We start from the raw sequence: 23,852 nt of genomic DNA on the forward strand, positions 1-23,852 counted from the left end.
CCTCGATCACGCTCTGCCCGCGACAGTTCAAAGTATGGACCTTTGCCTGTACTTTTACCCTTTCCCCGCCAGTCAATATTGAGGACGGCCAAGCCAGCCCGAGCTAACTCAATCTCCAACTCATGATAGGCATGACGATCACTCAACCCTGAGTGAAGCAGGATCACCGCTGGCTTCTTCCCAGTTTCCCTCTCCGGTAAACGAAAATTCCCAAAGATAGTCCAACCATCCTGCGTTTGAAACGAAACCTCGCGGAGTTGCCCGGTCATCAGCAGCAAATTTGAGATCCAGTCTCCTATTTTTTCATGGAGTGGCTGCTGGTTGGGAAATTTCTGCCGATACATGCTAAACATCCATGTGCCAACACCCAATCCATCGTATATCTCAATGGTAGTGCTGGCGCTATTAGACAGAAAGTACGCATCGGTCATGTCCGCGAAGCCGCGTTTATCTTCACTGCTCACCGTTAAAAAGAGGGGGAGTTTGGGGCTAGCCGCAATGTGCTGTTTGGCTACCTCACTCAGGCGACCTGAGATCAGCGCCATGGCCTGAACACGATTGTCACCAGCCCATCCCCGGACGGCAGCATCGGCACTGTGTTCGACTCCCACCAAACCGACTCGCGATGCGTCAAGCATGGGCTGCTTTTCAATCAACGACATTGCCCCACGGACATCGAGATACATCCGAGATCGCTCCTCATCATTGAATGAATGCTGCTCCTTCATTCCCATACTTTGACCACGACCGCGCAGATCAAGACTGAGCGTGGCGACACCGCGACTCAGAATGACGGGGGCTAATCCAGGGTACTGAGAACGTCCCGGACCGGGATCACGATAGACGCCAAATGATGCGCGATCATGAGCCATGGAAGGCAGTAAGATAACGACCGGAAACTTCTGTTTGCCACTATCCGGTATGCTCAATGTACCATAGATCGTCCAACCGTCTTCCGTTTGAAAACTGATGTCTCGATCCTCAGCAGCAACGGAACTAGACGTTGATACGCACAGCCCCATTAGCAACAACAAGCAGTGTAGTTTTGGTTTCATGCCGACTCGATTTTTCAATGCAGCTCCGTTATAGTATCTACCTTCGCTATGAAATTCTACGAGTATAGCTACCCCTCACGGCGATCCGTTGTCATGAGCCGACACGCCATGGTGGCATCCAGCCAGCCACTGGCCGTCGAGGCTGCGATTCACGTCTTGCGCAACGGAGGGAATGCCATTGACGCGGCCGTGACAGCCACTGCCATGCTTTCTGTCGTTGAGCCGATGTCTACCGGGTTGGGGGGCGACTGTTTCGCCTTAATGTACATTGCTAAAGAACATCGGCTCTTTGCCCTGAACGGGAGTGGCCGAGCGCCAAGCTATGCCTCGGCTGACGATTTGATCAGACAAGGCTTGACTCACATTCCGGCCGAGAGTCCTCATAGTGTGACCGTGCCTGGTGCCCTTCACGGTCTTGTACAGTGTTTAGAACGATTCGGCACAATCACATTGGACCAAGTCCTTGCTCCCGCCATCGAGTGTGCCGAAAGCGGCTTCCCCGTATCCGAACTAGCAGCACAGCAGTGGAGCCGTGCTGCTTGCAAACTCTCACGCCATGCAGAATCGGCACGGGTTTATCTGCCACATGGCCGGGCACCACGCCCCGGCGAAGTCTTTCGCAATCCTGAGCTGGCTCATACACTCAGGCGCATCGCACACCATGGGATCACTGCGTTTTATCAAGGGGATATCGGTCATGCGATTGCTGCCTCGGTTCAGCATCTGGGAGGGTCACTAACGTTAAACGACCTTCAAGCGCATCGCTCAGATTGGGTTGAGCCAATCACCACATGCTATCGTGGACATGATGTAGTCGAATTACCACCAAACACTCAGGGACTGTTAGCTCTGATGGCCTTGAATATCGTTGAAGGCTTTCCCCTCACTCAGATGGGACATCATTCCGTTGACTATCTTCACAGCCTGATTGAGGCAATGAAACTCGCCTTGACTGACGCACAGACATATATTGCTGATCCAGATGAGCCATTGCCGCTAAGCAAACTTATCTCCAAATCCTATGCACAAACGCGACGCACCCAGATCCACCCGACACAGCCGCTGATTCCTGCAACGCTCCCACCTTACTCTGGCGATACCGCCTACGTCGCTGTCGTGGATGAACAACGAAATGTTGTCTCCATGATCAGCAGTGTGTACAAGCTCTTTGGCGCTGGCATCACTGTGCCGGGAACAGGTCTAGTACTACAAAATCGTGGCGCTTGTTTTACGCTTGAGCCCAATCACCCAAATCGCTTGGGCCCAGGCAAGCGACCTTATCACACAATCATCCCCGCCATGATGCTACGCAAGGGTCGCCCATGGGCCTGCTTTGGCATCGTCGGCGGCATGATGCAGGCCCAAGCCCATCTTCAGGTTATCTCCAACCTTGTAGACTTCGACATGAACCCGCAAGCAGCCCTGGACGCACCACGTTTTCGGATTCTTGAATCCGGTCAACTTGCTCTGGAAAAGGGCATCACAGCAGATGTGCAAAAACAACTCGCCGCCAGGGGACATCGGTTGACACCAAATGCGGCTGAAGAAGGATTCGGCGGCGGCCAACTCATTATCATCTCTAACGATGTCCTGCTTGGCGCTTCCGATCCCCGCAAGGACGGGTGCGCTATCGGATACTAACTGCTAGCACAACACAATCAACAAGTCAGGCAACTGAGGCGCTAGAAACCAAAATGTCTTGCTGGCGATCGCCTGCTTCATTTGCTTCATCCTCTTCCTATCTGGTGCGTCACTCTGCCCAAACGGTCAAAGGCGTGACGTGGAAATACTCGCCATCCTTGACGCCTTTGTCCCAACCCCGCACGCGCGGCGCCGGCCCCTCCCACCGAATATCAGCCAGATAACCATGAATGAAATTCTTCTTCCCCTCAATCAGTTCAGGTGGAGGTAGGGTGAAATGCTCATAGAACGCGCTGAAGTGATAATGTGTATTTGGCTTCAGCTCCAGTGGCAGCGGCAATCCGTATTGAGAACCTTTATAGGGAGCTTTGCCATCCCATGGGTGAAAGTAAATCTCGGTAATCGTGAGTGAGCGTTTGTCGTCAATATTCCAAATTTCTATTTCGCTGCCAGCACCGATGAGCGATTCGCCCGGCTTATCATGATGTCCAGCTTTTGAACCAAAACCGCGCATGTGCATAAATGGCACTTTGATACGTTTCGGCCCGCTCACTAACTTACTGGCTGGCACAGCCTCAGATGACCTAACCATGAAACTGATGGCGCTGGTGATGAACACACCGAACAGAAAACTCAGACTGACACGAATCCGGGTTTTGTTCATTGCTGTTTTCTCCTTCCCCTTTCCTCACCCTTTCATGATTGATGTGAGGCTATGGTACATCGCCGCGTGTGATAGGAATTTTCGCCGTTAAAATATCTTCAACACTAAACAAGATCAAACTCTTAAGGAATGCTACCACTGCTTGCTTATCCCGATGACGCAGTTGGGCAAACTTCTTTCTCGACTGAATCGCCCCGCCGCCGTGACGCATAATGGCTTCCTGAAGCGTACGCGCGCTACCATCGTGCAAAAAAGCTGTATAGCTTCCGACGCCCCACAATGGTCGTGTCAGAAAGACGCTCCTAGCTATTCCCTCCTCATCGCTTACATCCGCCATGTGTGGTCCCATCTCATGTCGCTTCAAGTCGGAATAGAGAGGCACGACAAACGGCTGCCGGCGAGGGACAGCGAGCGGCATCGGTCGTTGGCGATCCGGATCCACGTAGCCATCGTCAATGAGATCAAACAAGAAGCGACGTTCCGCCTCAAAGCGATTCGTTTGTTCGTTCCAGAAGACGGTCAGGTGCTCGATACGCGGGTCCTGCCGCACGCGCATTTCTGGACGGTGGCACTCTGTGCAGTTGATGGCATGAAAGATGCGCTCTCCACGGCGAACCTCGGCGGTGATCGGCCCACGACCGGGAATTGGATAATTCACCAACATGTTCTCTAATAGCGATAGACCGCCCTGTGTCAACTCATCAGCGACGCCGTCACCATCAGGATCAAGTCCCACTGATACAAGATCATCACACCGCCCATCGCCGTTTCTGTCACCGTTGGGACATTGAAACCGATCTTGCGCTTGAAGCCCTAGATGGAGCCAAGCAGCACGACTGGCAAATGCACGGATATGCGATTCGACGCCTTTGCGTCCAAACGGCCGAACAATCAAGTCAGGGTTGACACTCCCGCCCATGCGAACGCCAAGCCCCGTGTCGTAACGAACGCCATTGGCCGTCACGAGCGGCCGTGATGTGGCTTTCGCTAACGCTAGGTCTTCGCTGGCTTCAGCCGCTAACTGTTCAATCAAACCGGCACCAAACAAATCCGGCGTTCGAATCCTGTTGCCGGCCGTAAATGTATCCCGAGTCTTGGGACCGAAACCAGCCGAATTCCTAGGAACACTGTGGCAGGTTGCACAACTGCTGGCTTCGAACTTAGACCAGGGTGGAGACCAAGTCGCGCTCGGATTTGGCAAATCACAGGGGATGCCGTTACACCCGCTATTTGTTCTCTCGGCAAAATCTTGATGGAACAAAAAGCGTCCAAGTTGAATGGCTTGACGAGCAAAAACGGCGCGATGAATTAGATATTGAGCCGTATGGGGAGTCGTCGGTGTTCCCTCAACCATTCGCGCGAGATCAGGATCTCCAAAGCTCAACTGTGGAGCTGCCTCTGTACATGTCAGTATGAGCAGTATACCAAGCGCAAAAATAACCTGAGCGATCACCGTCCGAGTACGACTAACTGCCAGCATACTCAACGAAACTTCACCGAGACCGTTTTTAACCGTGTAAAAAACTGCATAGCCACCTGCCCTTGCTCGCGAAATGTGTCAGTGCTTGATTTCTTCACGCCGCCGAAGGGTGCGTTGATGGCCACGCCAGTCGTTGGCTGATTGACTTTCACCATCCCAGCGTTGATCATCTGGGCGAAGCGTTGTGCCCGATTCAGATCACGTGTGCAAATGGAGGCTGAAAGTCCGTACTCAACATCATTGGCCACATGGATTGCTTCATCAAAATCGCTCACCTCAAGAATGCTCAGCACCGGGCCGAAAATTTCTTCCTGAGCAATCCTCATGTGCGGTCGCACGCGGCCGAAGATCGTTGGTTCAATGAAGTAACCTCGATCGAAACCGTCACCGTCGAGCTTCCTGCCGCCGTGTAACAGTTCAGCCCCCTCTTGCTTGCCGAGCTCAACATAACTGAGAATTGTTTTCTCTTGATAGCTGTCAGCAACTGGGCCGACTTTTACACCTTCTTGCAACCCATTGCCAATCACCAATTGTTTGGTAGCACGAACAAGTTTCTCCACGTACTGTTCCAGTACGGCACGAACCACAATGGCCCGACTGGTTGCTGTGCATGACTGCCCTGTCATGCCGAATGCGCCTTGAACAGTGCAAGCCACAGCTAAATCCATGTCGGCGTCTTCAAGCACGACAATCGGATTTTTCCCACCCATCTCGAGTTGTGTACGACAAGTCGTCGCGACCCGATGTTGGATCTGATCACCCACGTCCCAGGAGCCGGTGAAAGTCACGGCGCTGACGTGCGGGTTGCTGATCAATTCAGGTCCAATCGCCGATGCCGGCCCCGTCAACACGTTGAATACGCCGTTGGGGCATCCGGCCTCCACAAGAACCTCGCCAATCTTAATGCCCATCAACGGGGTAAGAGAGGCCGGTTTGAACACAACCGTGTTACCGGCAACTAACGCCGGGGCGATTTTCCGAGTAGGGATTGTAACGGGAAAGTTCCAGGGTGTAATCACAGATATGACGCCCAGTGGTTCCCTCACCGTGTACAGAAACACGCCTGGCTCGTCTGATGGGAGTGTGTCTCCACTGATCAGATAGGCCTGGTTAGCGTAGAACCGCCAGTTGGCCACGGCTCGTTTGATTTCAAACGTGCTCTCTGCCAATGTCTTGCCTTCCTCACGCGTCAACAATTCGGCCCATTCAGCAGCGTGAGATTCCATTAATTCGGCCACGAGATACAGTAGTTCGGCTCGTTTGGACGGCGGAGTAGCAGCCCACGCCGGTTGCGCAGCCCGGGCTGCTTCGATGGCCTCTCGCGCCTCGTCGGACGTCGCTTGCTGAAAATATCCGAGAACTTCCGCTGTATCGGCGGGATTGATGCTGGCGAAAGTCGCACCACGTGACGATGTGACCCAACGGCCATCAATCAGATTGCTATAAATCTTTGCCAATCCAGACGGCATATCGTTCACTTTCCTAACGTTCATTTGCGAAACAATCACTTCCCGTCCAAAAGGTGCCGGGTGAACAATCCCACTGCCAACCAAGGCAACTTTCCTTAAGCGTCAGCCGCGGATACCAGCCGGGCAGCAAAATCGCTTCAGCAAGACCTCGTGTATGGAGACGTGACTGGTGCATCAGAATCCTACAACGACGGAATCTTGCAAACGTCGTATCGCTTTGATCAAACTCATCACCACAAGGTGACCTGTTTTCGGATTGCCCGGATACGGACGATTCTTCAATTCAAGCTTGATCTCGCCGAAATCACCGCGAGCCTGAAGCTCAAATGTGTTGTGTTCGACTGCCGGGTCAGCGTAAATTCTGACTCTCGTCTGATCCAGCCCAACACCGGCTAAGCTCAAAGCGGCGGCGACATTGACATTTTGAGGATACGAGGCAGCAGCTTCTCGTGCCGTCCCTTCAAAAAAACAGACCGGTTCTATTGCAGCGCGCAATGCAGCTTCTTCAGCCTGCGTTCCTTTCCAGGCAACGGGTGGTTTGCGAACGACCAGTGTCACTTCTTTGAGCGCCCCGATTGCAGCCGACGAGATGGCATCCAGTCCACCGAGCGCGCCCGAAGGGATCATCAGCCGACGCCCGCTCTGGGCAGCCGCCCGTTTCACGCAGGAGAGAAGTTCATCGTCCACAAAGGCGCCAACACTAACCATTAAAAAATCGCGTCCACTCCTCAATGTGCGCTCAGCATATTGACGCACGGCTGCATGTCCCGCCGCCTCGATTATCACGTCCAAGCTCGCAGCAAAGAATTGGTCGGCGCTTGTTGTGATTCGACCAGCAACCAACCCAACATCCATTGAGCTGATTTTGTTCAGATCACGAACTAACACACAGCCTAACTCAACTTGCCCAGCACGACCAGCGTGGATGGCTTGGGCGATTGCGCGACCGATTGTCCCGAATCCAATCAAACCGATATTCATCACGGCCCAGGAAATCAAAGAACTGTCAAAAACACAGATGTGACGGAAAATGCAAAGAGCGCATCGGCTCTCACTTCTTCTGTCACATCTGTGCTGCGGTGAGTTTGCAACTAAGCGATGACAGCAGCTTCAGCAATCTGGTGGTCAAGATCAGCCGGAATGCCACCACTGACGCCGACAGCGCCAATCACACATCCATTCTCGATGATCGGCACGGCCCCTTTGCCAACGAGAAATCGCCCTGGACCCAACCCAACAACGCTCATTGCAAACCATGGCCTTGCTTTCCATCGCTCTTCGAGTTCGGCTGTTGTGGCGCGGAATGCCGCGGCTGTAGCTGCTTTGGCTTGCGCGATTTCCGGTGTCACCCACAACGCATTGTCCATACGCAGCGCTCCGACGAGATGCCCAGCAGCATCAACGACAACAATCGCAGCTTCCACATTCAGTTCTTTGGCTTTGGCCTTTCCTTGTCTCAAGCACTGCTCGACTCGCTCAAGTGTTAGTTCACTTGCCATGCTTCCTCTCCCAACATGAACCATAATTACTAGCTTCGACTTTTTTCAGAGAGGCAATGGATATGAGCCAGTAGCCACAACCACTGACAGATCCACATCTCTCTTAACGATTTGGCGTATCGTCCTCTTTGCCGTAAACAGCATACCAATAAATCCCGTTCATGTGGTTCCAACGCTTCTGCGCAGCCGTTCGCACCCCTTCGATAGCCGCACGTTGCAGTTCATGTGTATTACAATACTTTTCAGTCATCTGAAATCCACGCGCACTATGAATCTCATCAGCAGCGACGTGGCCACGGAAGAATCGGATGGCTGGATCGTCTGGCTTCCAACCGTAATTATTATGGAGGCTAGGGATGATGCGCGGGTATATGTGTGGAGGTTGCGACTCAAGGCCGATCATCAAACTAGCGCATGAAACTTGCCAAGGATTCTGATAGACAAACCGCCATCCCCAATCGGTCAATGCTTGTGTCCAAGGCAGCACCTTAGCATTGATCACTTCATGGCGTGTGACGCCACATGCCTCGGCATAATCAATCAACATCTCCAGGTGACGGTCCGCCGGGTCTTCCTCTTCCTTGAGATTCTCAAGGATACTGTCTTTCACATCCTTTTCGGGACAAAGCGCCCAGATGAACGCGAGCCAGTTCAAATACTGGGTGACGAAATGATAGTGCATGACCACATAAACAGCTGTCTGCTTTTTGGTCAGTTTCCCCTCTGCCCACAAATCAATGAATGGGTGATCCTTGCTATGCCATTCGTCACGTGCCGCTTTCAGTTGATTCAAAAATGCATCTGCGTTTGACATATATGCTCCTCAGAATTAGTTTGATTTCAATTTTTCAATCACCTTCTTAGGATTGGCTTGATTTCAATTTTTCAATCACTTTTCGCACCATCTCATAATCAGTTGGATCGTCATGTTTGAACTCAAGATCGCGATAGCGCACGATGCCTTGGCCATCAATCACGTAGATGGTTCGCTTGTTGTAGCCTAATGGTGGCCCCATATAACTAGCATAAGCCTTAGCAACAGTGTGATCGTGATCCGAGAGCAGAGGAAACGTCAAGCCATGATGCTTGGCCCATTCATGATGAGAGAACACATAGTCACCACTGATACCCAAAATCACAGCGCCCAGTTTGTCCAAATCACGGAATGAATCGCGGAGAGTGCATACCTCCGTTGTACAACCCGGAGACCAATCGGCAGGATAAAAGGCCAGTACGACAATCTTACCACGATACTGTGAAAGGCTGATGCCTTTTTGCGGGTCGTATACAATCGTTTCATGTGTGGCGTATGGAAGCCGGAAGTCAGGCGCTTTCTCGCCGACGTTGGGCCCACCGTCGCTTCCCCAAACAACACTCACACCAGCAAGTCCTAGGCACGTCGCTAACAAAATCAAATGACTCACTCCCTTTGTGATCATGGTTATTCTCCTCATTGAAATTCTAGAGCGTGGTTCCTCCTCGGATGCTGCTCGATTACCGGCTTGTTCAGCACCCTGCTGCGGCTCGTTTGTCACATCAGCAACAGTTGTGACTTCACTAAATCTGCCGTTTTGACTTAACTCCTCTAGGGTCCCTTCATAGGGAACTGAGCGATATAAGCTCCACCATGTAAACATCTGCCACCTCCGGTGTATTGTTACAAAATCCTCTAAGGGTTTAACGAATCACTCATCACAGATGAGTGCCAGTTCGAACGAGAATTTAACAGGATATAAGTCGTCCCCGATAATGTGCGCTGCCCTTGAGGCGATTTCTACAATCGCTTGAACGACTTCAAAATAGCATTGTACTGCTCTTGAGTATAATAGCCCTTAATTGACGGATCGGCCTCATAAGCGGGAATCCACTCTTCCCGCAGTAGCTCATCGGGATTTCCATACTTGGCTGCGATGCGCCGAATCTCCGCATCATCGAGCGCCATCAGATGGCCATTGTCAACAATCTTTTGACCATTGACGGTGACCGTAGGAAATGGGAGAAATACATCATGATGCCAGGTCGGGAGCCCCTCCTTCACTCCATCCAATCCCGACCACCCTTTGCCAAAGCCGATGTGGATGAAACCGGATCGCTTAATCTCACACCACCAGTAGTTGTATGAGCCTTGCTCAACGAAATAAGTCGGCGTGAAATAATCGGGTCGAATCACCTTGGGGCACGTGCCGATGTAAACTCCCTCAAGCCAAGCGACACCTCGACCGTGAGGAAAGCCGTAATCAACATCTTTGTAGGCTCCAAGGCCACGACGCCATTCTTCAGCAATGGGGTCGTTACCTTCCACCTTCACGATCTGTCCACCCTCAATGTGTAGTTTCATCGGCGAGATCGGCCCCGATGGTAGTGACGTCGTCACAATCAGACCACGTCCGTCCGGTTTACGAGAGAGGCCGGGCGCGATTTTATTGTGGTGAAACATATATTCAACACGACGTGTGAGGGAAATCTCGATTCGGTTCAAATCATAAGCAAAACTCTTCCTCACCCACTCACGATCCACGTCCTGCGTGAACGTTAGGTCTGTGCCGAGCGGATCTGTAATACGAATCACTTTGGGGCCGTCATCTACATCCGTTTGATCATAGAGCTTCCGCTGGAGCGCCACATCGAGTTCAGCCGGGAAAGTTGTCCATTTGGTGAAGGCCAACTGTTCACGTGTGTAGATATTGCCTGGCAGGCCGATCCGGCCACGATTCCATTTTGTCTCGACTGTCTGTCGCCGAATGCCGTGATTGATATTAATAGGTGTGAGGACGAGTGTGACATCCGCTTTCATAATCGCATGCTCGAGCCATGTTGGCCACCAACTGGTCGGCTCAGACCCCATCGGTCCGACTTCAGGTGGCTCTCGATGCGGCGTCAGATCGAGGGTCACAACGTCAACGATGGCGCCACGCTCTCTCGCTGCTTTTGCCCAAGCCTCGGTAATAAGCGGGTCGCCTACCCTTGAATCATCCAGAATGAGTACCTGCTCTCCCTGTTTGAGCTGTGTGGCGTGTTCTAGGTAATAGCGCGTGCCCGGCAAAAGCTGTTCAACAGAGGTGACTTTGTATTTGTCGGGAATGTTTGGCCGGCCTACGCTCACGGGAAAGTAGGAGAGAATCTTGTTTTCCTTCCCCTGCTCGTGTCGGTCGGACGCACGAGCAATGAACAAACAGGCCCCTATGAGTATGATCGAGAGCATCCGATTCATGGTTTGTTGACTCCAGCGAACGTGTTTTTGACCACTAGCCCACTTTTCATCACAAACTGCACCTGTTCGAGAACAGTGATGTCGTCAAGTGGATTCCCACTAACAGCGATGAGATCAGCCAGTTTACCAGCCTCGACCGTCCCAATCTCATGAGATAAGCGCAGCATCTCGGCGGCCACCGCTGTGGCCGACATCATCGCCTGAGCCGGCGTCATCCCCCACCGGACCATCACGGCAAATTGTCGCGCATTCCATCCTTGAGGAATGATGCCCGTGTCTGTCCCAAAAGCAATCTTAACGCCGCCCTGCACCGCCTTGCTAAAACTTTGCCGTTTTCTCTCGTGCAAGTGACGGGCTTTTTCCATGGCATGAGGTGGTTGTTTATTCTTCTCGCCTTCGATCAACGTATATTCCGACGTGAAAATGGTCGGCACAAGATAAGCACCTGTTTGCTTGAACAGGGCGATAGCTTCATCATCAAGAACGCTGCCATGCTCGATAGACCTAACACCAGCTCGTAGGGCTGATTTTGTGCCGGCAACGCCGTGTGAATGCGCGGCTACGTCCCGACCAAAACGGCGTGCTTCGTCAACCGCTGCCTTGATCTCTTCAAATGAAAATTGTTCTAAATCTGGATCGTCACCCGCTGAATAGATGCCGCCCGTGGCAGAGATTTTGATCCAATCAGCGCCCCACTTGACCTCTTTGCGTACGGCTTTCCGGACCTCATCAACCCCGTCAACAATTTCACCAAACGGTGGGATATTCAATTCCGGCGCGCCACTATTGAAATCGGCATGCCCACCGGTAATCGAAAGCAGATGACCAGCGGCCAGAATCCGTGGCCCGATAAACCGACCCGCTTTGATTGCATCCCTGACAGCCAAGTGTGCATAAAAAGGATCCATGTCGCCTGGGTCGCGAATAGTGGTGAAACCGGCATTCAGGCATTTCTGTGCATGGAATAATCCTTCAAGGGCATTGCGCGCCGATGAACGTTTCAGGTAATCATCCTGCGTATATCCGATTTCAGGAATGATGTGACAGTGAACGTCAATCAATCCGGGCAACACCGTTGCACCGCGCAGATCAATCAGTGCTGCGTGCCGCGGTACCACCAGTTCATTGTTTTTGCTCACGGCTTCGATTCGTTCACCACGCACCACGACGGCCATGCCCTGTTGAGTGTGAAGCGACCGGCCATCCCAGAGCCTGCCGCATCGAATCACAACAACTTGTTCCGGCTGGGCGGCCAGAACGAATTGGCCAATGACAAGCAGGACGAGGCAGCCGACCAAGATGCCAGGAATGAGGTAATGTCGTTTGAATCTCATGACATGCACTCTTTCACCCAGTGAACAATTCGTTGTTCGAGCTCCTTATCAACTTCAAAGAGTTGATAACCAACTGCTCCACCATCATAAACAATGATCTGACTTCGCTTGTCTTTCATCAGCTCGTAAAGATCCAGCATGGCGTTCGTCACCGGCCCAAGCCCGCGACTTCCGATAAACAATACGGGGAACGTTGCCTGCACAATCGCTTCTCGCTCCTGACCTGTAGGGATGTAGCCTGACAACATCACTAAGGCACGAACTCGTTCATCCCCCAACGCCGCTGTCATGGCGAACTTTGCCCCCAGATAGGTACCAAGGATCGCCAACTTTGTCGCATCAACATCGGGTTGTGCGGCTAACACATGAAGAGCAGCTTTAGCATCTAGGTAAGCGCGATCACGATCTTCCCGCGATAGTTTGAAGTAATTACCTTTGTCTCGGCTCTTGCCACGACCCCGCCAATCAATATTGAGCACGGCAATGCCACACTGAGCGAACAATCGTTCTAGCCGATGGAAAATGTAGCGATCACTCCAACCAGAGTGAAGCAGGACGATACCCGGCGCACGCTCACCCGGTTTGAGATTTTCAGGAACTCGCAAGTTGCCGTAAATCGTCCAATCGTCTTCTGTCTTGAATGAGATTTCCTTCATACGTCCGAGCGACTTGAGTCGGGCGACAAGCCAATCACTAATGATATTTTCAATCGGTTTCTGATCGCCTGGGTCTCGCGGCACAAGTTGGATTTTATCCGTATCCACCCCCTGTTTGGCCAGAAAGCCGACGCCTATTGCATCTGGATAATGATAACGCCAGACGGTGAACATCGTCGTACCGACACCCATGTCTTGATAAACCCGAATGACGCTGTCCGGATGCTTCGACGCCGCCGCAGTCGCTGACATATCAGCAAAGCCATGCTGATCGTCTTGACTCACAACGCACAGAATTGGAACGTGCTGTCGTTCAGCCAATCGCTGGCGGGCTTGTTCGCTCAATCTGCCGGAGATGAATGCAAGCGCGATCACACGAGGATCACCTTCAGAACCCCATACGGCCCATTCGCTACCGACTTCTTCAGCCACGATAGCCAACCGCGAGGCGTCCACTTCAGGTTGTGATGCGAGAACATTCAAGGCAGCTTTGACATCAAGATAGATCCTGGATCGTTGCTCGACTGTAAACGAATGATACTCAACATCAGCAACGCTCTGACCACGGCCGCGCCAATCAATTCGCAATACAGCCACTGCTTGCGATGATAGTATCTGTCCTAGGCCTGGATAGACGAATGATGCAAACGCATCACGATCATGAGCCGCGCCATGAAGCAGCAACGCAGCCGGGACAGGACGGTCCGAACAAGCCTGCTCCGGCAGATGGAGCGTGCCATAAATCGTGACACCGTCCTCTGTTTGAAAGTGTATCTCTCTCTCGACATCAGCCATAGACATCTCATTTCTTGAAATGATTGGCCACGATGCGCTGAGCCGCTAGCACGGCAATCGTAGCAATTGGACCGACAGCATCACCTGACGCGGAGCGCGGCAACACACTGGCGTCACAGATGAAAAGGTTACTCACATCGTGTGATTCAAATTGAGAATTGACTACCGATGAACGGGCATCGGAACCCGCCCGGCATGTGCTCACGCCATGGGCAATATGATAGATAGGAGACATGTCAACGCCGACGATGCTCTTGGCACCCATTTTGTGTAACACCTCGCGCGCCATCTCGCCACCTTCGCGCAAGCGACGCTCGATAGATGCACTGCCTTCGTACTCCATCTGTGCAGTGCGCAAATTGATTCGCCCGCGATAGCCTTCGGGCTTCTTCAGCACAACCAGGAGCCCCCCCACGTGCATCCGGCCCTTCTTCATGAATTCTTTGTGCGCCTGGCCGAAATCCGGGGCAAACGGACTGAAGGCTAAGGTCCATGGCTCATGAATGCCAACCATCCCGCTGTCTTTCACTCGCAGCCGGCTGTATCCGTTCGGACCAGCATCGTCCAGAAAGAAAAACCCGGCCGGTGCAGCGCCGCGCGAGCCATCCTTGATCGGTTCATCAAAGTATGCGCTCACCACAATGGCCGCGTGAATATCCAAATGCCTTCCGATATTCGGATTCTCAGCTATGCAGTTCGTCCCTAAGTCTTCTTTTGATCCATATCCTGATCTCAAAAGCAACAGGGGAGTACCAATAACGCCAGCGCTCACAATCACGTACTGAGCGTGTAGCCTTGTAGACCGGCCAGCTTGCCGGATCACAACCCCCGTTGCCGTAGGCCGGGCCCTCTTTTTTTCGATTACAACGCGCTCGACCAGGGCATTAGGTATGATCTCGACACCATACTGCTCAGCTAGTGGAATATAGGTTGTCAGCGCGGTCATTTTGCTGTCATACCGACAGAAGTACCCGCCCTCACAAAAGCCGCAATACAGGCAGTTGCGTCGCGCGACGAGCGCCGGATGAACTTGGCGGCCAAGCGCGCGCGCCGCCTCACGAAAAAGCAGACTTCCCTTGCTCAGCACAATGTCGGGTTCAGCATGAATGTTGTACATCTGCTTGACTTCTGCCGCAGCCTCACGGCACTGTTCCTCTGTCCAGTCGGTTCCTTCCGCGACCCAATGCATATAGTCAACATCATAAGGTAAGTAGACACTCGCGCCATAGTGCATTGTTGTGCCCCCGACCATCTTCACCATGCCCCACGGCCAAAGACGATCTGAGGCGTCATCACTGAACACGTTAGTGATCAATTGTCGTCGTCGTGGATGGCCGTAGCCCGGTCGCGGCTCGCCTTTCCAGTATGGCCCTGCCTCAATCAACGCAATATGGAGCCGGTCTCCATTTCGGCTGTTGACACCTTTCTCAGCGATGCGCGCTGCCAGGATGCTGCCGGCTACGCCGGAACCTACAATGACGACATCGTAATGATTTCGTCTCGGTTTCATTTGAGATGAGGCTCCACCTCCTTTGATCTCACTGATCCCAGGTGATCGGCTTGAAATGAGCGCGACGGGCTTCTTCTTCCTCCCAGCTTAATGGTCCCTCGAAGCCGGCGATGTCCCACCCAGTTACCAACTCTTTTGTGTTTGGATTAGTGATCTGATGCAAATCACTAGGTTTGAGGATCGGCACGCCATGCCGGTCCCGCGGAATCACGTTTTCCGGATAATTTTGATAAAAGACCATAAACACTCGCGTGCGCGTTCGGCGATAGACGCGCTGCAACGTTCTCAACTGCGCTGTATCAGCGAATTGAGTGCCATCAATGATCAGTCGAAGATACTCAGCGCGCTGGGACTCAGTGAGTTGAAGGAACGTCCGACCATCAAAGAATGCGCCGCATCCTCTATCAAAGACTCCGAGGTCAGCATCAGAAATCGCCTCCAACCCTTTCATCACTTCCATCGTGATTTTGTAGGGCTCAAGGCTTCTATAACCGGGATCTCCGGGGCTTGTTGGAATCAAGGTGTCACCCAGCGCCGCAAAGATTGCATGACGATCTATGACTGGCTTAGCAGCCTGGTTACGGCCAGGCGCCAGCTCCGGCGTCACCGCTGTTACCAGGAGAGAACTGACAGCAGACTGCTTCAAAAACGCCCGACGCGAAATCTTTTTCTTCTTCGACATGATGCGTTACAGGTCTCCAAGCAGCTCCATCATTTTTGGATAGGTGAAGTGAATCGCTGGCCACATCACAACCGTTGATGCCATGCCTGAAGACCGAATCACAGCCGCTACTCGGTATGCTGATTCGACACTGGGAACATCGAGAACATCCATGAAATCGTAAGGACCAAGCAGGGCTAAATGGTGAGTGACATTCACTTCGGGACAAGCAGCTTTGTACTGAGCGCCAACTTGGCGGCCAATCTCTTCCATCGTTTTGAAATTCTTGGCCAGTTCCGGTGACATCTTGATCAGCATGACGAACGTAACCATGGTGTCCCCCTAAGTGATTTCTCTGGTTAATTCCAGCAGTTTGGCATATGGCAGTGCCGTCCACGTTTCGACTTCCGAGGCAAACCCTGACGAGAGAATGACCGAGGCCATCTTGAACACTGTTTCTTCATTCGGCGCCTCCAGAATATCCATGAAGTCATACGGACCAAGCAACGCCAAGTGAGCGGTGACATTGACCTCAGGGCACGCAGCCCGATATTTCGCGCCAACCTGCCGGCCAATCTCTTCCATCGTTTTGAAATTCTTGGCCAATTGTGGCGACATTTTAATCAGCATGACAAACGTAGCCATCTGTACCTCCTTGATTACTCGTTAACAATATCAATGACAACTTCGTCTTCAACATACGGCTTATACTGTTCATGCAACCGCATACTCTGTGGACTTTTGGCATATGCCGCCTTGGCTTCAAGGTTGATGAAATCAATGGAAATGCCATATTGATATTTCGTCCAACGACTCGTCTGCCTGCCAACCACAATGTTCGCTGCGCCCTTAATAGTCGGTAATGTCGCTTTGGTGTCAACCAGTATTTTCTCAACCATTTCCTGTGATACATCCGGCTTGAAGTTAAACGCCACGGTATGGCGCAGGATGCCTTTGGGCACCCGTCTACGTTCAGCATGAACGGCAAGCACGATGCCGACCAGACAGAGCAATATCGAACAAAGTAATATCGTTCGTTTCATATCAAGCTCCTTGTCGGTAGAACGAAAGATAAAAAACATGAAGAGCGGCACCTCGTCTCCCTTTCACTCTTCTGTCTTATGATTCTCGATGGGAATTCGGGCAAGTGGAGTCTCATTCCTGCCAACGAATTTTCTTAAAGAAATTGCGACGACGCTCCTCTTCTTCCCAAGTTAACGGTCCTGCATAACCGGCTAAATCCCAGCCTGTTGGAATCTCAGGCGTGTTCGGATTGGTGATCTGATGGGTATCCCCTGGCTTCAACAAAGGCACACCCATCGCATCGAATGGCCAACGATCCTGTGGAAAGTTTTGATAGTACGTCACGAAAACAGCCTCTCGTGTATTCGTGTACACAGTCATGAGCTTTTCATGGAGTGACTTGTCAGTGAAACCAGTCGCCGTGATAATGCGATGCAGGTACTGCGCGCGATCTATCTCAGACAACTCCGTGAATTTCTTTCCGAATAGCGGCACGCTTGCCTCATTAAACAGCTTCAATCCCTCATCTGTCACATTCTCTATTCGTCGTTCAACCTCAGCAGTAATACAATACCATTCCAAATCCTTGTACCCGGGGTCGCCGGGTGCTGAAGGGATCAAGGTGTCGCCAATAGCGAACAGAATGGCTCGACGATCTATCGTTGGCTCTTCGTCTTGTTGTGTGTTCCCTATTGCGGCCGAGATGAATGCGGATTCTGGCGCATCTTGCAGCGCCGAGTGAGCGCCCGTTGCAGCAGTTGACTTCAGCACTGTTAGACCGGCGACTGTAGCCGTTCCGGCACTGGCGCTATGCTTAATGAACTCACGTCGTGAGACCCCTTTACGGCACGTCTGCTTCTTTTTCGCCTTCTTGTTCATCGTGCTCTGCCTTTGCTTATAAATCAAACTTCGGTTTCAGCCAACTAACAATCATTGGCTGGATTTCCTCATTGAGGTCAAAGATTTGATAGCCGACCGCCCCGCCCGGATACTCGACGAGATGGCCGCCGCGGTCCCGATTGAGACGATAATAGTCACGGAATGCATCAGCGATAGGGGGCAATCCTTGACTAGACACAAACAGGATTGGGAACTGTGCCCTGGCAACATCTTCGCGATCCGGCAATCCGCCGAGTGCCACAAATGATTTCACTCGATCATCCATGACGGCTGCATCCAATCCATACTTAGCGCCGATAGATGTGCCGATGATGGCAAGTTGACGACCATTGACACCTTTCTGCGATCCGAGAAAGTCCATGGCCGCCCGAACATCTAGGTAGGTTTTCGCTCGCTCTTCGAGCGACAAATAGAAATAGGTTCCTTTACCGATACTTTTGCCTCTACCACGAAAATCCAGATTGAGCACAGCAAAACCCGCGTCAGCCAGCAGTCGCTCAAGGTGATCAAACACGTGCCGATCAGTGAGGTATGAATGTATCAGGATCGCACCCGGCGCACCGCTAGCGCGACTCTGCGCCGGCTGGCGAAACGTTGCATAGATTGTCCAACCATCCTGTGTTTGAAATGACACTTCTCGCGCGAGCCGTTGCAGCTTAGGAACAAACCACTCAGCAACATGCCATTCGAGCTGTTTCTCGCCGGCTCGCGTCGCCGCCCACATGATAAACATTGAATTACCGATGCCGAGATTCTGGTAAATCCACACATCACTCCCTGGATTACGTGAGAGTTTGTAGACATCGGTCATGTCAATGAACCCGGCCCTGTCTTCTTTAGTCACTAGACATAGCACCGGTAGATCATCGCGGGATGGGATGAGCTCTTTCGTTTTTTCACTCAGCCGCCCGGACAGCAGCACAATGGCTCGCACGCGTGAATCTTTTATCGCCGCGCGAACGGCCGCATCAGCACTGGCACCTTCTGCGACAATGCCGATGTGATCGGCAATTACCTGCGGCTGACGACTGAGAAAGTCAATGGCGCCACTTACATCTAAAGCAACACGTTCACGTTGCTCGTTGGTGAACGTATGGTACTCCTGTGGTTCAGCGCTCTTGCCCCGCCCGCGAATGTCAATGCGCAATGTGATTGTTTTGCCGAGCGCCGTCCGCAGGTTTTCTTGAGCATATCGCTCTACCCCGATTTGATGCCGTCCCAGATAAATATCACGATCATGAGCCGGAGAGTGAACCAACACCACAGCCGGGACCTTGTCACTCCCAGCGACCATCACCGGCACGCTCAATGTCCCGTGAATGACCCAGCCATCTTCTGCTTTGAATGAAATCTCTGTTTCGTGGAATCTCGTTTCCAAGCCAGTTCCCTGTGTTGTTGAGGCTAACACGAACGTATTCACCAACAAGATTACAGCCCATACACCACCTACAATGCTCTGCATGACGTCCTCATCCCAATAATGATTCACTGTCTTTCTATCATGGCGTTTACCGTTTTGATTCAACGGAAGCAAAGTGCTGAGCCAGATAGCTGACCATCACTTCACATTCAGCAACGGTCAATTGTGCCCCGCGAGCGACCATATCGTGAACTGTATGCCTCCAACCTTCAACTGTTTTTCTCTGATCTGTGACGTAGCCTAGATTGTGACATTGAACGCATGCCGTTACAACAAGCTGCTTACCTTCGCCATCAGGTAATGACTGTGAGACTCGTGCTACGGCGTTTTGCTGCATACCAACTTGATTGGTCGGAACTGCCACATTGGATGAGTGAGGGCCGAAGTTTTCGGCAAGGTAGGCGACGAGTCGGGGCACTTCTTCCGGCCTCAACTTGGCGCCAAGCCGTATCATATCTTTGACGCTACTGTGCCAGCCTGATTCATCTTTGCGATTGTGTGTTATCCGGTCCATTGGATGACACTGTATGCAGGCTCTGAGAATGATGGCCTTCGCCTCACCTTCCGGTAATTCCTGCCGAGCGGGTGCGCCGTGATAAACGTTCACCGCCGTTCCAGAGCCTGTGGATTCAGTCACCAACCTTGCGTTACGACCAAAATAGCGTGACAAGTAATCAACAATCAGGGGAATTTCCTCTGCCTGCACTTGCGCTCCGCGAGCGACCATGTCATGCACCGTATGTTTCCACTCAGTAGGCGTTTTGCGTTGAAGCGCAATTAAATTCAAAGTATGACACTGTACACATGTACCCAGAATGAGCCCCTTACCTTCGCCGTCGGGGAGCTCAACTCCTTGAGGACTTTCTACCATTTGGGCATGCAGGACGCTGGCAACGCACACCAGGCACAAGAATAGGGCCACAACTTGCCTTCTTCTTTGAAAAGGTTGCATTCGTCTTTCCCTCAAACCCGTCGCGAACGCCGCTCGGCAACAGAGTAGCGTGGAAACCAAGTTGATTCCGAACCGATCCCCGTGCGCTCGATGATTACGTCCAACAGATACGGCCGGCCGTCGCGTGTCGCGCGAATAGCTCGATTCAACGCCGCTTGAATACTATCAGGATCGCTGACTACCTCACCAGCGATTCCGAATCCGGCTGCCAGCTTGGCGAAATCCACATCAGGCTGACCAAGATAGCAGGCCATATCTTTGCCAGTTTGCCCCTGTTTGCTCATCTTACCCAAAATGCGTTGACGCGGTTCATTGTAACTGCGATTGTTGAAGACAACCGTGATGACCGGCACCTCATATCGAGCCATCGTCCACAGCGCTTCAACCTGGCCAAACAAGAATGCTCCGTCGCCAACAAACGAGACAACTTGACGATTCGGTTGGGCAAACTTGGCACCGATCGAAAGTCCTACCCCCCAACCAAGCGCCTGCTGAATGGTGCGCCCGATGCGCAGACGTCCATTCCGACTGGTTCTGATATAACTGTATGCCTTTGTCTTCTCCGTACTCAACTCATCAACGATAATGGCATCAGGATCAAGGGCACGATCCAGCTCAATAGCCAGCCGAGGCCAGGATATCGGCTTGTTGGTCCAATTTGCTCTTGCCACGGCATCGAGTGATTCGCGCATGGATTGATTAAATGCGCGGATTTCCTCCACACGTGGCTTGGCAATCGAGGCGAGACGTTCAGTAGTAGCCATGCTCCGAATAGCGGCAATCAAATCCAAGATGAACGACCTGGGGTCGGCCAAAACCGGCAGCGTTGCTGGCTGGGCTTTGTTAATTTCACCCGGTTCGGTCGTAACATGAATCGTTTTGGCCATGCCCACTCGTGGCATGAACCCACCGAAAACAAGCACTAAGTCTACGCTTGACGGAAATCGCACAGTCGGCGCAACATCAGCATTGATATAGAGGGGATGATCAGTCGGAAAACAATCTGTCCATGAATCAATCACCACGCGCATAGCAGGGATACCAAGCAATTCCGCCAGCTCGATCGCAGCCGATTGCGCACCGCTCACCCATGCCTCATCGCCGACATACAGACACGGACTTTTGGCCTCTAACAACATCCTGGCCGCTGCTTCGACGGCTCCCGGTGGCGCTTTGATGACAGTCGGCACTTTGAATTTTTCCTGTGGAATGATCACCGCCGTCGTCTCACCTGCCAGAATATCTTCAGGATAGTTGATAGATACGGGTCCGCCGGGCGCAGTCATGGCTACACGGATCGCACGTCGTGTAATGTCGGGGAGCACGTCAGTCGTCGGCACGTGCCAATGCCACTTCGATGTTGAATTGACTGCTCCGAGCAAACTCCTACCGCCATAGATCCCTTCGCGCTCCTCATACCTTGATGGCACCATGTCGGTTGCCACCATCACCGGCAATCGTGCTGTCATGGCGTTATACATATTTGACGAAGCGTGCGGTGCGCCGGCCACTGAGCAGGCAACCACACCAAGCTTTCCCGACGCCATCGTATAACCCGAGGCAATCGCCACCGCCTGCCCCTCTTCGACTGACAGAATAGGGTGAATATCGGTGCGGTCAATGAATGCATCATAGACAGTTCTCAAATGTGAAGAATTGCCAATGATGACAAATTCTGTGCCCGCCGCAGCCCATTGCTCGACCAGTACATCTGCCCCAGTTCCTTTCACAGTCTTATAGCCAATTGTCCCGTCTGTCCTCAGCGGTGCTCCCGCGACAACGAATGGGTTCAACGACTCTAACACGCTTTCAGCCGCAACGGTGCTGAATCCAGCCGCCACCATCTTTCTCAAAAAGCCGCGTCGCGATAGGTTGTGATTGAGAAATTCTGTGACCAGTTCGCGCATAGGAACTCTCCATTATAAAAGACAACTATACCAACACATACGTACCAAGTAGCGGGCGCACTTTCTGTCCTGCTTAATTCTCCCTGCGACCGTCCTCCTTGATCTCTTCAGTGGCATCAGTGCAGCCTCTGCATCTTTCTGGGTAACCCCACCACTCGTTCTTATCTGCTGATTATCGAAAACGGCTCGCTTTGAAACAAGCTGTCATGGTTGATGGGTCACGGCTGATCGCCGGCCACGCATGGTCAATTGCCTCTCCAGCCAATTCGGCCGCATGATGGTTGGCTTGGGGGTTGGAATAGAATAATCAGAATGATAGGTCATATCAACTAGCTCTCCATCTTTGATCACCATCGCGATGCGCTGCGTATGACGAATATCATCAAGCGGATTGGCATGAAGGATAACGAGGTCGGCTAACTTACCGGGCGTGATGGTGCCCAGTGTTTTTCCTTGTCCCATGAACTGCGCATTCTCTTTGGTTGCCATTGAAATGACCTTAAGCGGCGAGAATCCTGCATCAACGAGCATCGCCATCTCCCGATGAAGGCTCAGGCCCGGAATTGACAAAAATGTGTCCGACCCAGCCAGCACTTTGCCTCCGGCTCGATGGTGCTGCCGGAGAAGCTCTTGAACCTTGTTGCTGGCGGTCTCTAGCTGTGCCAGATCATCTGCATTCTTTGCCCGGAAGATGAACGACGATCTCCAGACTTGACGCACCTGTTCAGGTACGTAAGCCAGAGCAGGATTGCTTGCGTATTCAGCATCCTGGCGAGCAAAATCGTCACGACGGGGTGATGCAATGCGCCACCAATTCGACATGGTAGGAATCAGCGCGACGTTTCTGGCAGCCAGAAACTTCACCAACTCGACAGCCTTAGCTGAATCAATACGCGCATAGTTCTTTAACTCCCAGATGGCTTTTTCTAAATCATCCTTACCTGGATACTCTGGGATCGGTCCGGTAGCAGTAGCCTCCACGACTCCACTGGCATGCTCCAACCCATCAATCCCAGCGAGCGCCGCCTGGCGAGCGTCGAGATGGCCAATATGGCCAGTCACATGCATCCCCAGCTTGTGAGCCTCTTCTGTGATGGCCCGTAACAAATCGAAAGTAATCTTCTCTCTCACTTTCACGGCCGTTGCGCCGCGCTGATGTTGAAGTCGGACTGCCCGCCTGGCCATGTCGGGCGTCTGGACGGCTATATGTGAATCCCGAACCGGCGGCGGTGCATCAATCCCATATCCAACATACAGAATGCGAGGACCGCGCATGCGTCCCCGTTCAACATCCCGGCTCACACTGGAAATCCACTCGATAGGATTGCCAACATCTTTGACTGTCGTCACGCCATGAACCAAAAACAACTCCCCCATCCAATCAAAGTAATGCACGTGCAGATCAATGAAGCCTGGTAATAAGAACTTGCCGGAAACATCGAACACGCGCGCCGTCCCAGGGATGTTGACCTCATGTTGCCGCCCAACTTGAGCGATCTTTCTTCCTTTGATGACGACGGTATGCTGAAGCGGAGGGCCGCCGTGGCCATCAATGACCGTGCCACCAACCAACGCGATGATTGGTTCCGATAGCACTGGCGCTGGTGCCAGACCTGGGCAGATAGTCAGAGCAGCGAGGGCCAATGACACAATATACGAACGAACCTGCATCTGC

Annotated in this window: 22 protein-coding genes; 1 reads left to right on the forward strand and 21 read right to left on the reverse strand. The window is 52.4% G+C overall.

What is annotated here, in order from left to right; all coding sequences use genetic code 11:
* On the reverse strand, window positions 1–1,055 hold a 1,055-nt coding region (locus NZ823_08655), incomplete at its 3' end, for a hypothetical protein (GenBank protein ID MCS6805194.1).
* A 108-nt stretch (window positions 1,056–1,163) separates the two neighbouring features.
* Here NZ823_08655 and ggt point away from each other — a divergent pair.
* On the forward strand, window positions 1,164–2,696 hold the full coding sequence (ggt, locus tag NZ823_08660) for a gamma-glutamyltransferase (protein ID MCS6805195.1): 1,533 nt from the start codon (window positions 1,164–1,166) through the stop codon (window positions 2,694–2,696).
* Window positions 2,697–2,805: 109 nt separating this feature from the next.
* On the opposite strand, the gene NZ823_08665 is transcribed toward ggt, so the two are convergent.
* The 20 genes from NZ823_08665 to NZ823_08760 all read right to left on the reverse strand — a co-directional run bounded on the left by NZ823_08665 (window position 2,806) and on the right by NZ823_08760 (window position 23,848).
* On the reverse strand, window positions 2,806–3,360 hold the full coding sequence (locus tag NZ823_08665; GenBank protein ID MCS6805196.1) for a hypothetical protein: 555 nt from the start codon (window positions 3,358–3,360) through the stop codon (window positions 2,806–2,808).
* 49 nt (window positions 3,361–3,409) lie between these two features.
* Window positions 3,410–4,714 carry a hypothetical protein gene (locus NZ823_08670; GenBank protein ID MCS6805197.1) on the reverse strand — a complete coding sequence of 435 codons (1,305 nt, stop codon included), beginning with the start codon at window positions 4,712–4,714 and terminating at the stop codon, window positions 3,410–3,412.
* Window positions 4,715–4,842: 128 nt separating this feature from the next.
* Complete coding sequence (locus NZ823_08675; protein ID MCS6805198.1) at window positions 4,843–6,309, reverse strand: aldehyde dehydrogenase family protein; 1,467 nt, start codon at window positions 6,307–6,309, stop codon at window positions 4,843–4,845.
* 174 nt (window positions 6,310–6,483) lie between these two features.
* Complete coding sequence (locus tag NZ823_08680) at window positions 6,484–7,290, reverse strand: aspartate dehydrogenase (protein MCS6805199.1); 807 nt, start codon at window positions 7,288–7,290, stop codon at window positions 6,484–6,486.
* Between the two features lie 110 nt (window positions 7,291–7,400).
* On the reverse strand, window positions 7,401–7,808 hold the full coding sequence (locus tag NZ823_08685) for a heme-binding protein (protein MCS6805200.1): 408 nt from the start codon (window positions 7,806–7,808) through the stop codon (window positions 7,401–7,403).
* 103 nt (window positions 7,809–7,911) lie between these two features.
* Window positions 7,912–8,622: an iron-containing redox enzyme family protein gene (locus tag NZ823_08690; GenBank protein ID MCS6805201.1), complete on the reverse strand. Its 711-nt coding sequence runs from the start codon at window positions 8,620–8,622 to the stop codon at window positions 7,912–7,914.
* A 46-nt stretch (window positions 8,623–8,668) separates the two neighbouring features.
* Window positions 8,669–9,445 carry a peroxiredoxin gene (locus tag NZ823_08695; GenBank protein MCS6805202.1) on the reverse strand — a complete coding sequence of 259 codons (777 nt, stop codon included), beginning with the start codon at window positions 9,443–9,445 and terminating at the stop codon, window positions 8,669–8,671.
* A 137-nt stretch (window positions 9,446–9,582) separates the two neighbouring features.
* A complete protein-coding gene (locus tag NZ823_08700; protein ID MCS6805203.1) occupies window positions 9,583–11,019 on the reverse strand; it encodes a hypothetical protein in 1,437 nt (478 codons plus the stop codon).
* Window positions 11,016–12,353 (reverse strand): amidohydrolase family protein, encoded by a 1,338-nt coding sequence (locus NZ823_08705; protein MCS6805204.1) that lies wholly within the window; start codon window positions 12,351–12,353, stop codon window positions 11,016–11,018. The genes NZ823_08700 and NZ823_08705 overlap by 4 nt, the downstream gene beginning before the upstream one ends.
* On the reverse strand, window positions 12,350–13,804 hold the full coding sequence (locus NZ823_08710) for an alpha/beta fold hydrolase (GenBank protein ID MCS6805205.1): 1,455 nt from the start codon (window positions 13,802–13,804) through the stop codon (window positions 12,350–12,352). The genes NZ823_08705 and NZ823_08710 overlap by 4 nt, the downstream gene beginning before the upstream one ends.
* 7 nt (window positions 13,805–13,811) lie before the next feature.
* On the reverse strand, window positions 13,812–15,314 hold the full coding sequence (locus NZ823_08715) for a GMC family oxidoreductase (GenBank protein MCS6805206.1): 1,503 nt from the start codon (window positions 15,312–15,314) through the stop codon (window positions 13,812–13,814).
* A gap of 28 nt (window positions 15,315–15,342) precedes the next feature.
* Window positions 15,343–15,996, reverse strand: coding sequence for a hypothetical protein (locus NZ823_08720; protein ID MCS6805207.1), 654 nt, complete (start codon window positions 15,994–15,996; stop codon window positions 15,343–15,345).
* Between the two features lie 6 nt (window positions 15,997–16,002).
* The gene (locus NZ823_08725) at window positions 16,003–16,308 is read right to left on the reverse strand and encodes a GYD domain-containing protein (GenBank protein MCS6805208.1); all 306 of its coding nucleotides are present in this window, start codon (window positions 16,306–16,308) and stop codon (window positions 16,003–16,005) included.
* A 9-nt stretch (window positions 16,309–16,317) separates the two neighbouring features.
* Window positions 16,318–16,620: a GYD domain-containing protein gene (locus tag NZ823_08730; protein MCS6805209.1), complete on the reverse strand. Its 303-nt coding sequence runs from the start codon at window positions 16,618–16,620 to the stop codon at window positions 16,318–16,320.
* A gap of 14 nt (window positions 16,621–16,634) precedes the next feature.
* Window positions 16,635–17,018: a Dabb family protein gene (locus NZ823_08735; GenBank protein MCS6805210.1), complete on the reverse strand. Its 384-nt coding sequence runs from the start codon at window positions 17,016–17,018 to the stop codon at window positions 16,635–16,637.
* 112 nt (window positions 17,019–17,130) lie between these two features.
* Window positions 17,131–17,877: a twin-arginine translocation signal domain-containing protein gene (locus tag NZ823_08740; GenBank protein MCS6805211.1), complete on the reverse strand. Its 747-nt coding sequence runs from the start codon at window positions 17,875–17,877 to the stop codon at window positions 17,131–17,133.
* Window positions 17,878–17,893: 16 nt separating this feature from the next.
* Window positions 17,894–19,360, reverse strand: coding sequence for an alpha/beta fold hydrolase (locus NZ823_08745; GenBank protein ID MCS6805212.1), 1,467 nt, complete (start codon window positions 19,358–19,360; stop codon window positions 17,894–17,896).
* Window positions 19,361–19,406: 46 nt separating this feature from the next.
* Entirely contained in the window at window positions 19,407–20,270 is an 864-nt protein-coding gene (locus NZ823_08750) for a hypothetical protein (GenBank protein ID MCS6805213.1), read from the reverse strand.
* Window positions 20,271–20,281: 11 nt separating this feature from the next.
* Entirely contained in the window at window positions 20,282–22,177 is a 1,896-nt protein-coding gene (locus tag NZ823_08755; protein ID MCS6805214.1) for a thiamine pyrophosphate-binding protein, read from the reverse strand.
* A 204-nt stretch (window positions 22,178–22,381) separates the two neighbouring features.
* Complete coding sequence (locus NZ823_08760; GenBank protein ID MCS6805215.1) at window positions 22,382–23,848, reverse strand: amidohydrolase family protein; 1,467 nt, start codon at window positions 23,846–23,848, stop codon at window positions 22,382–22,384.
* Between the last annotated feature and the right edge of the window lie 4 nt (window positions 23,849–23,852).

It is taken from the genome of Blastocatellia bacterium (assembly GCA_025054955.1).
Taxonomy (GTDB): domain Bacteria; phylum Acidobacteriota; class Blastocatellia; order HR10; family J050; genus JANWZE01.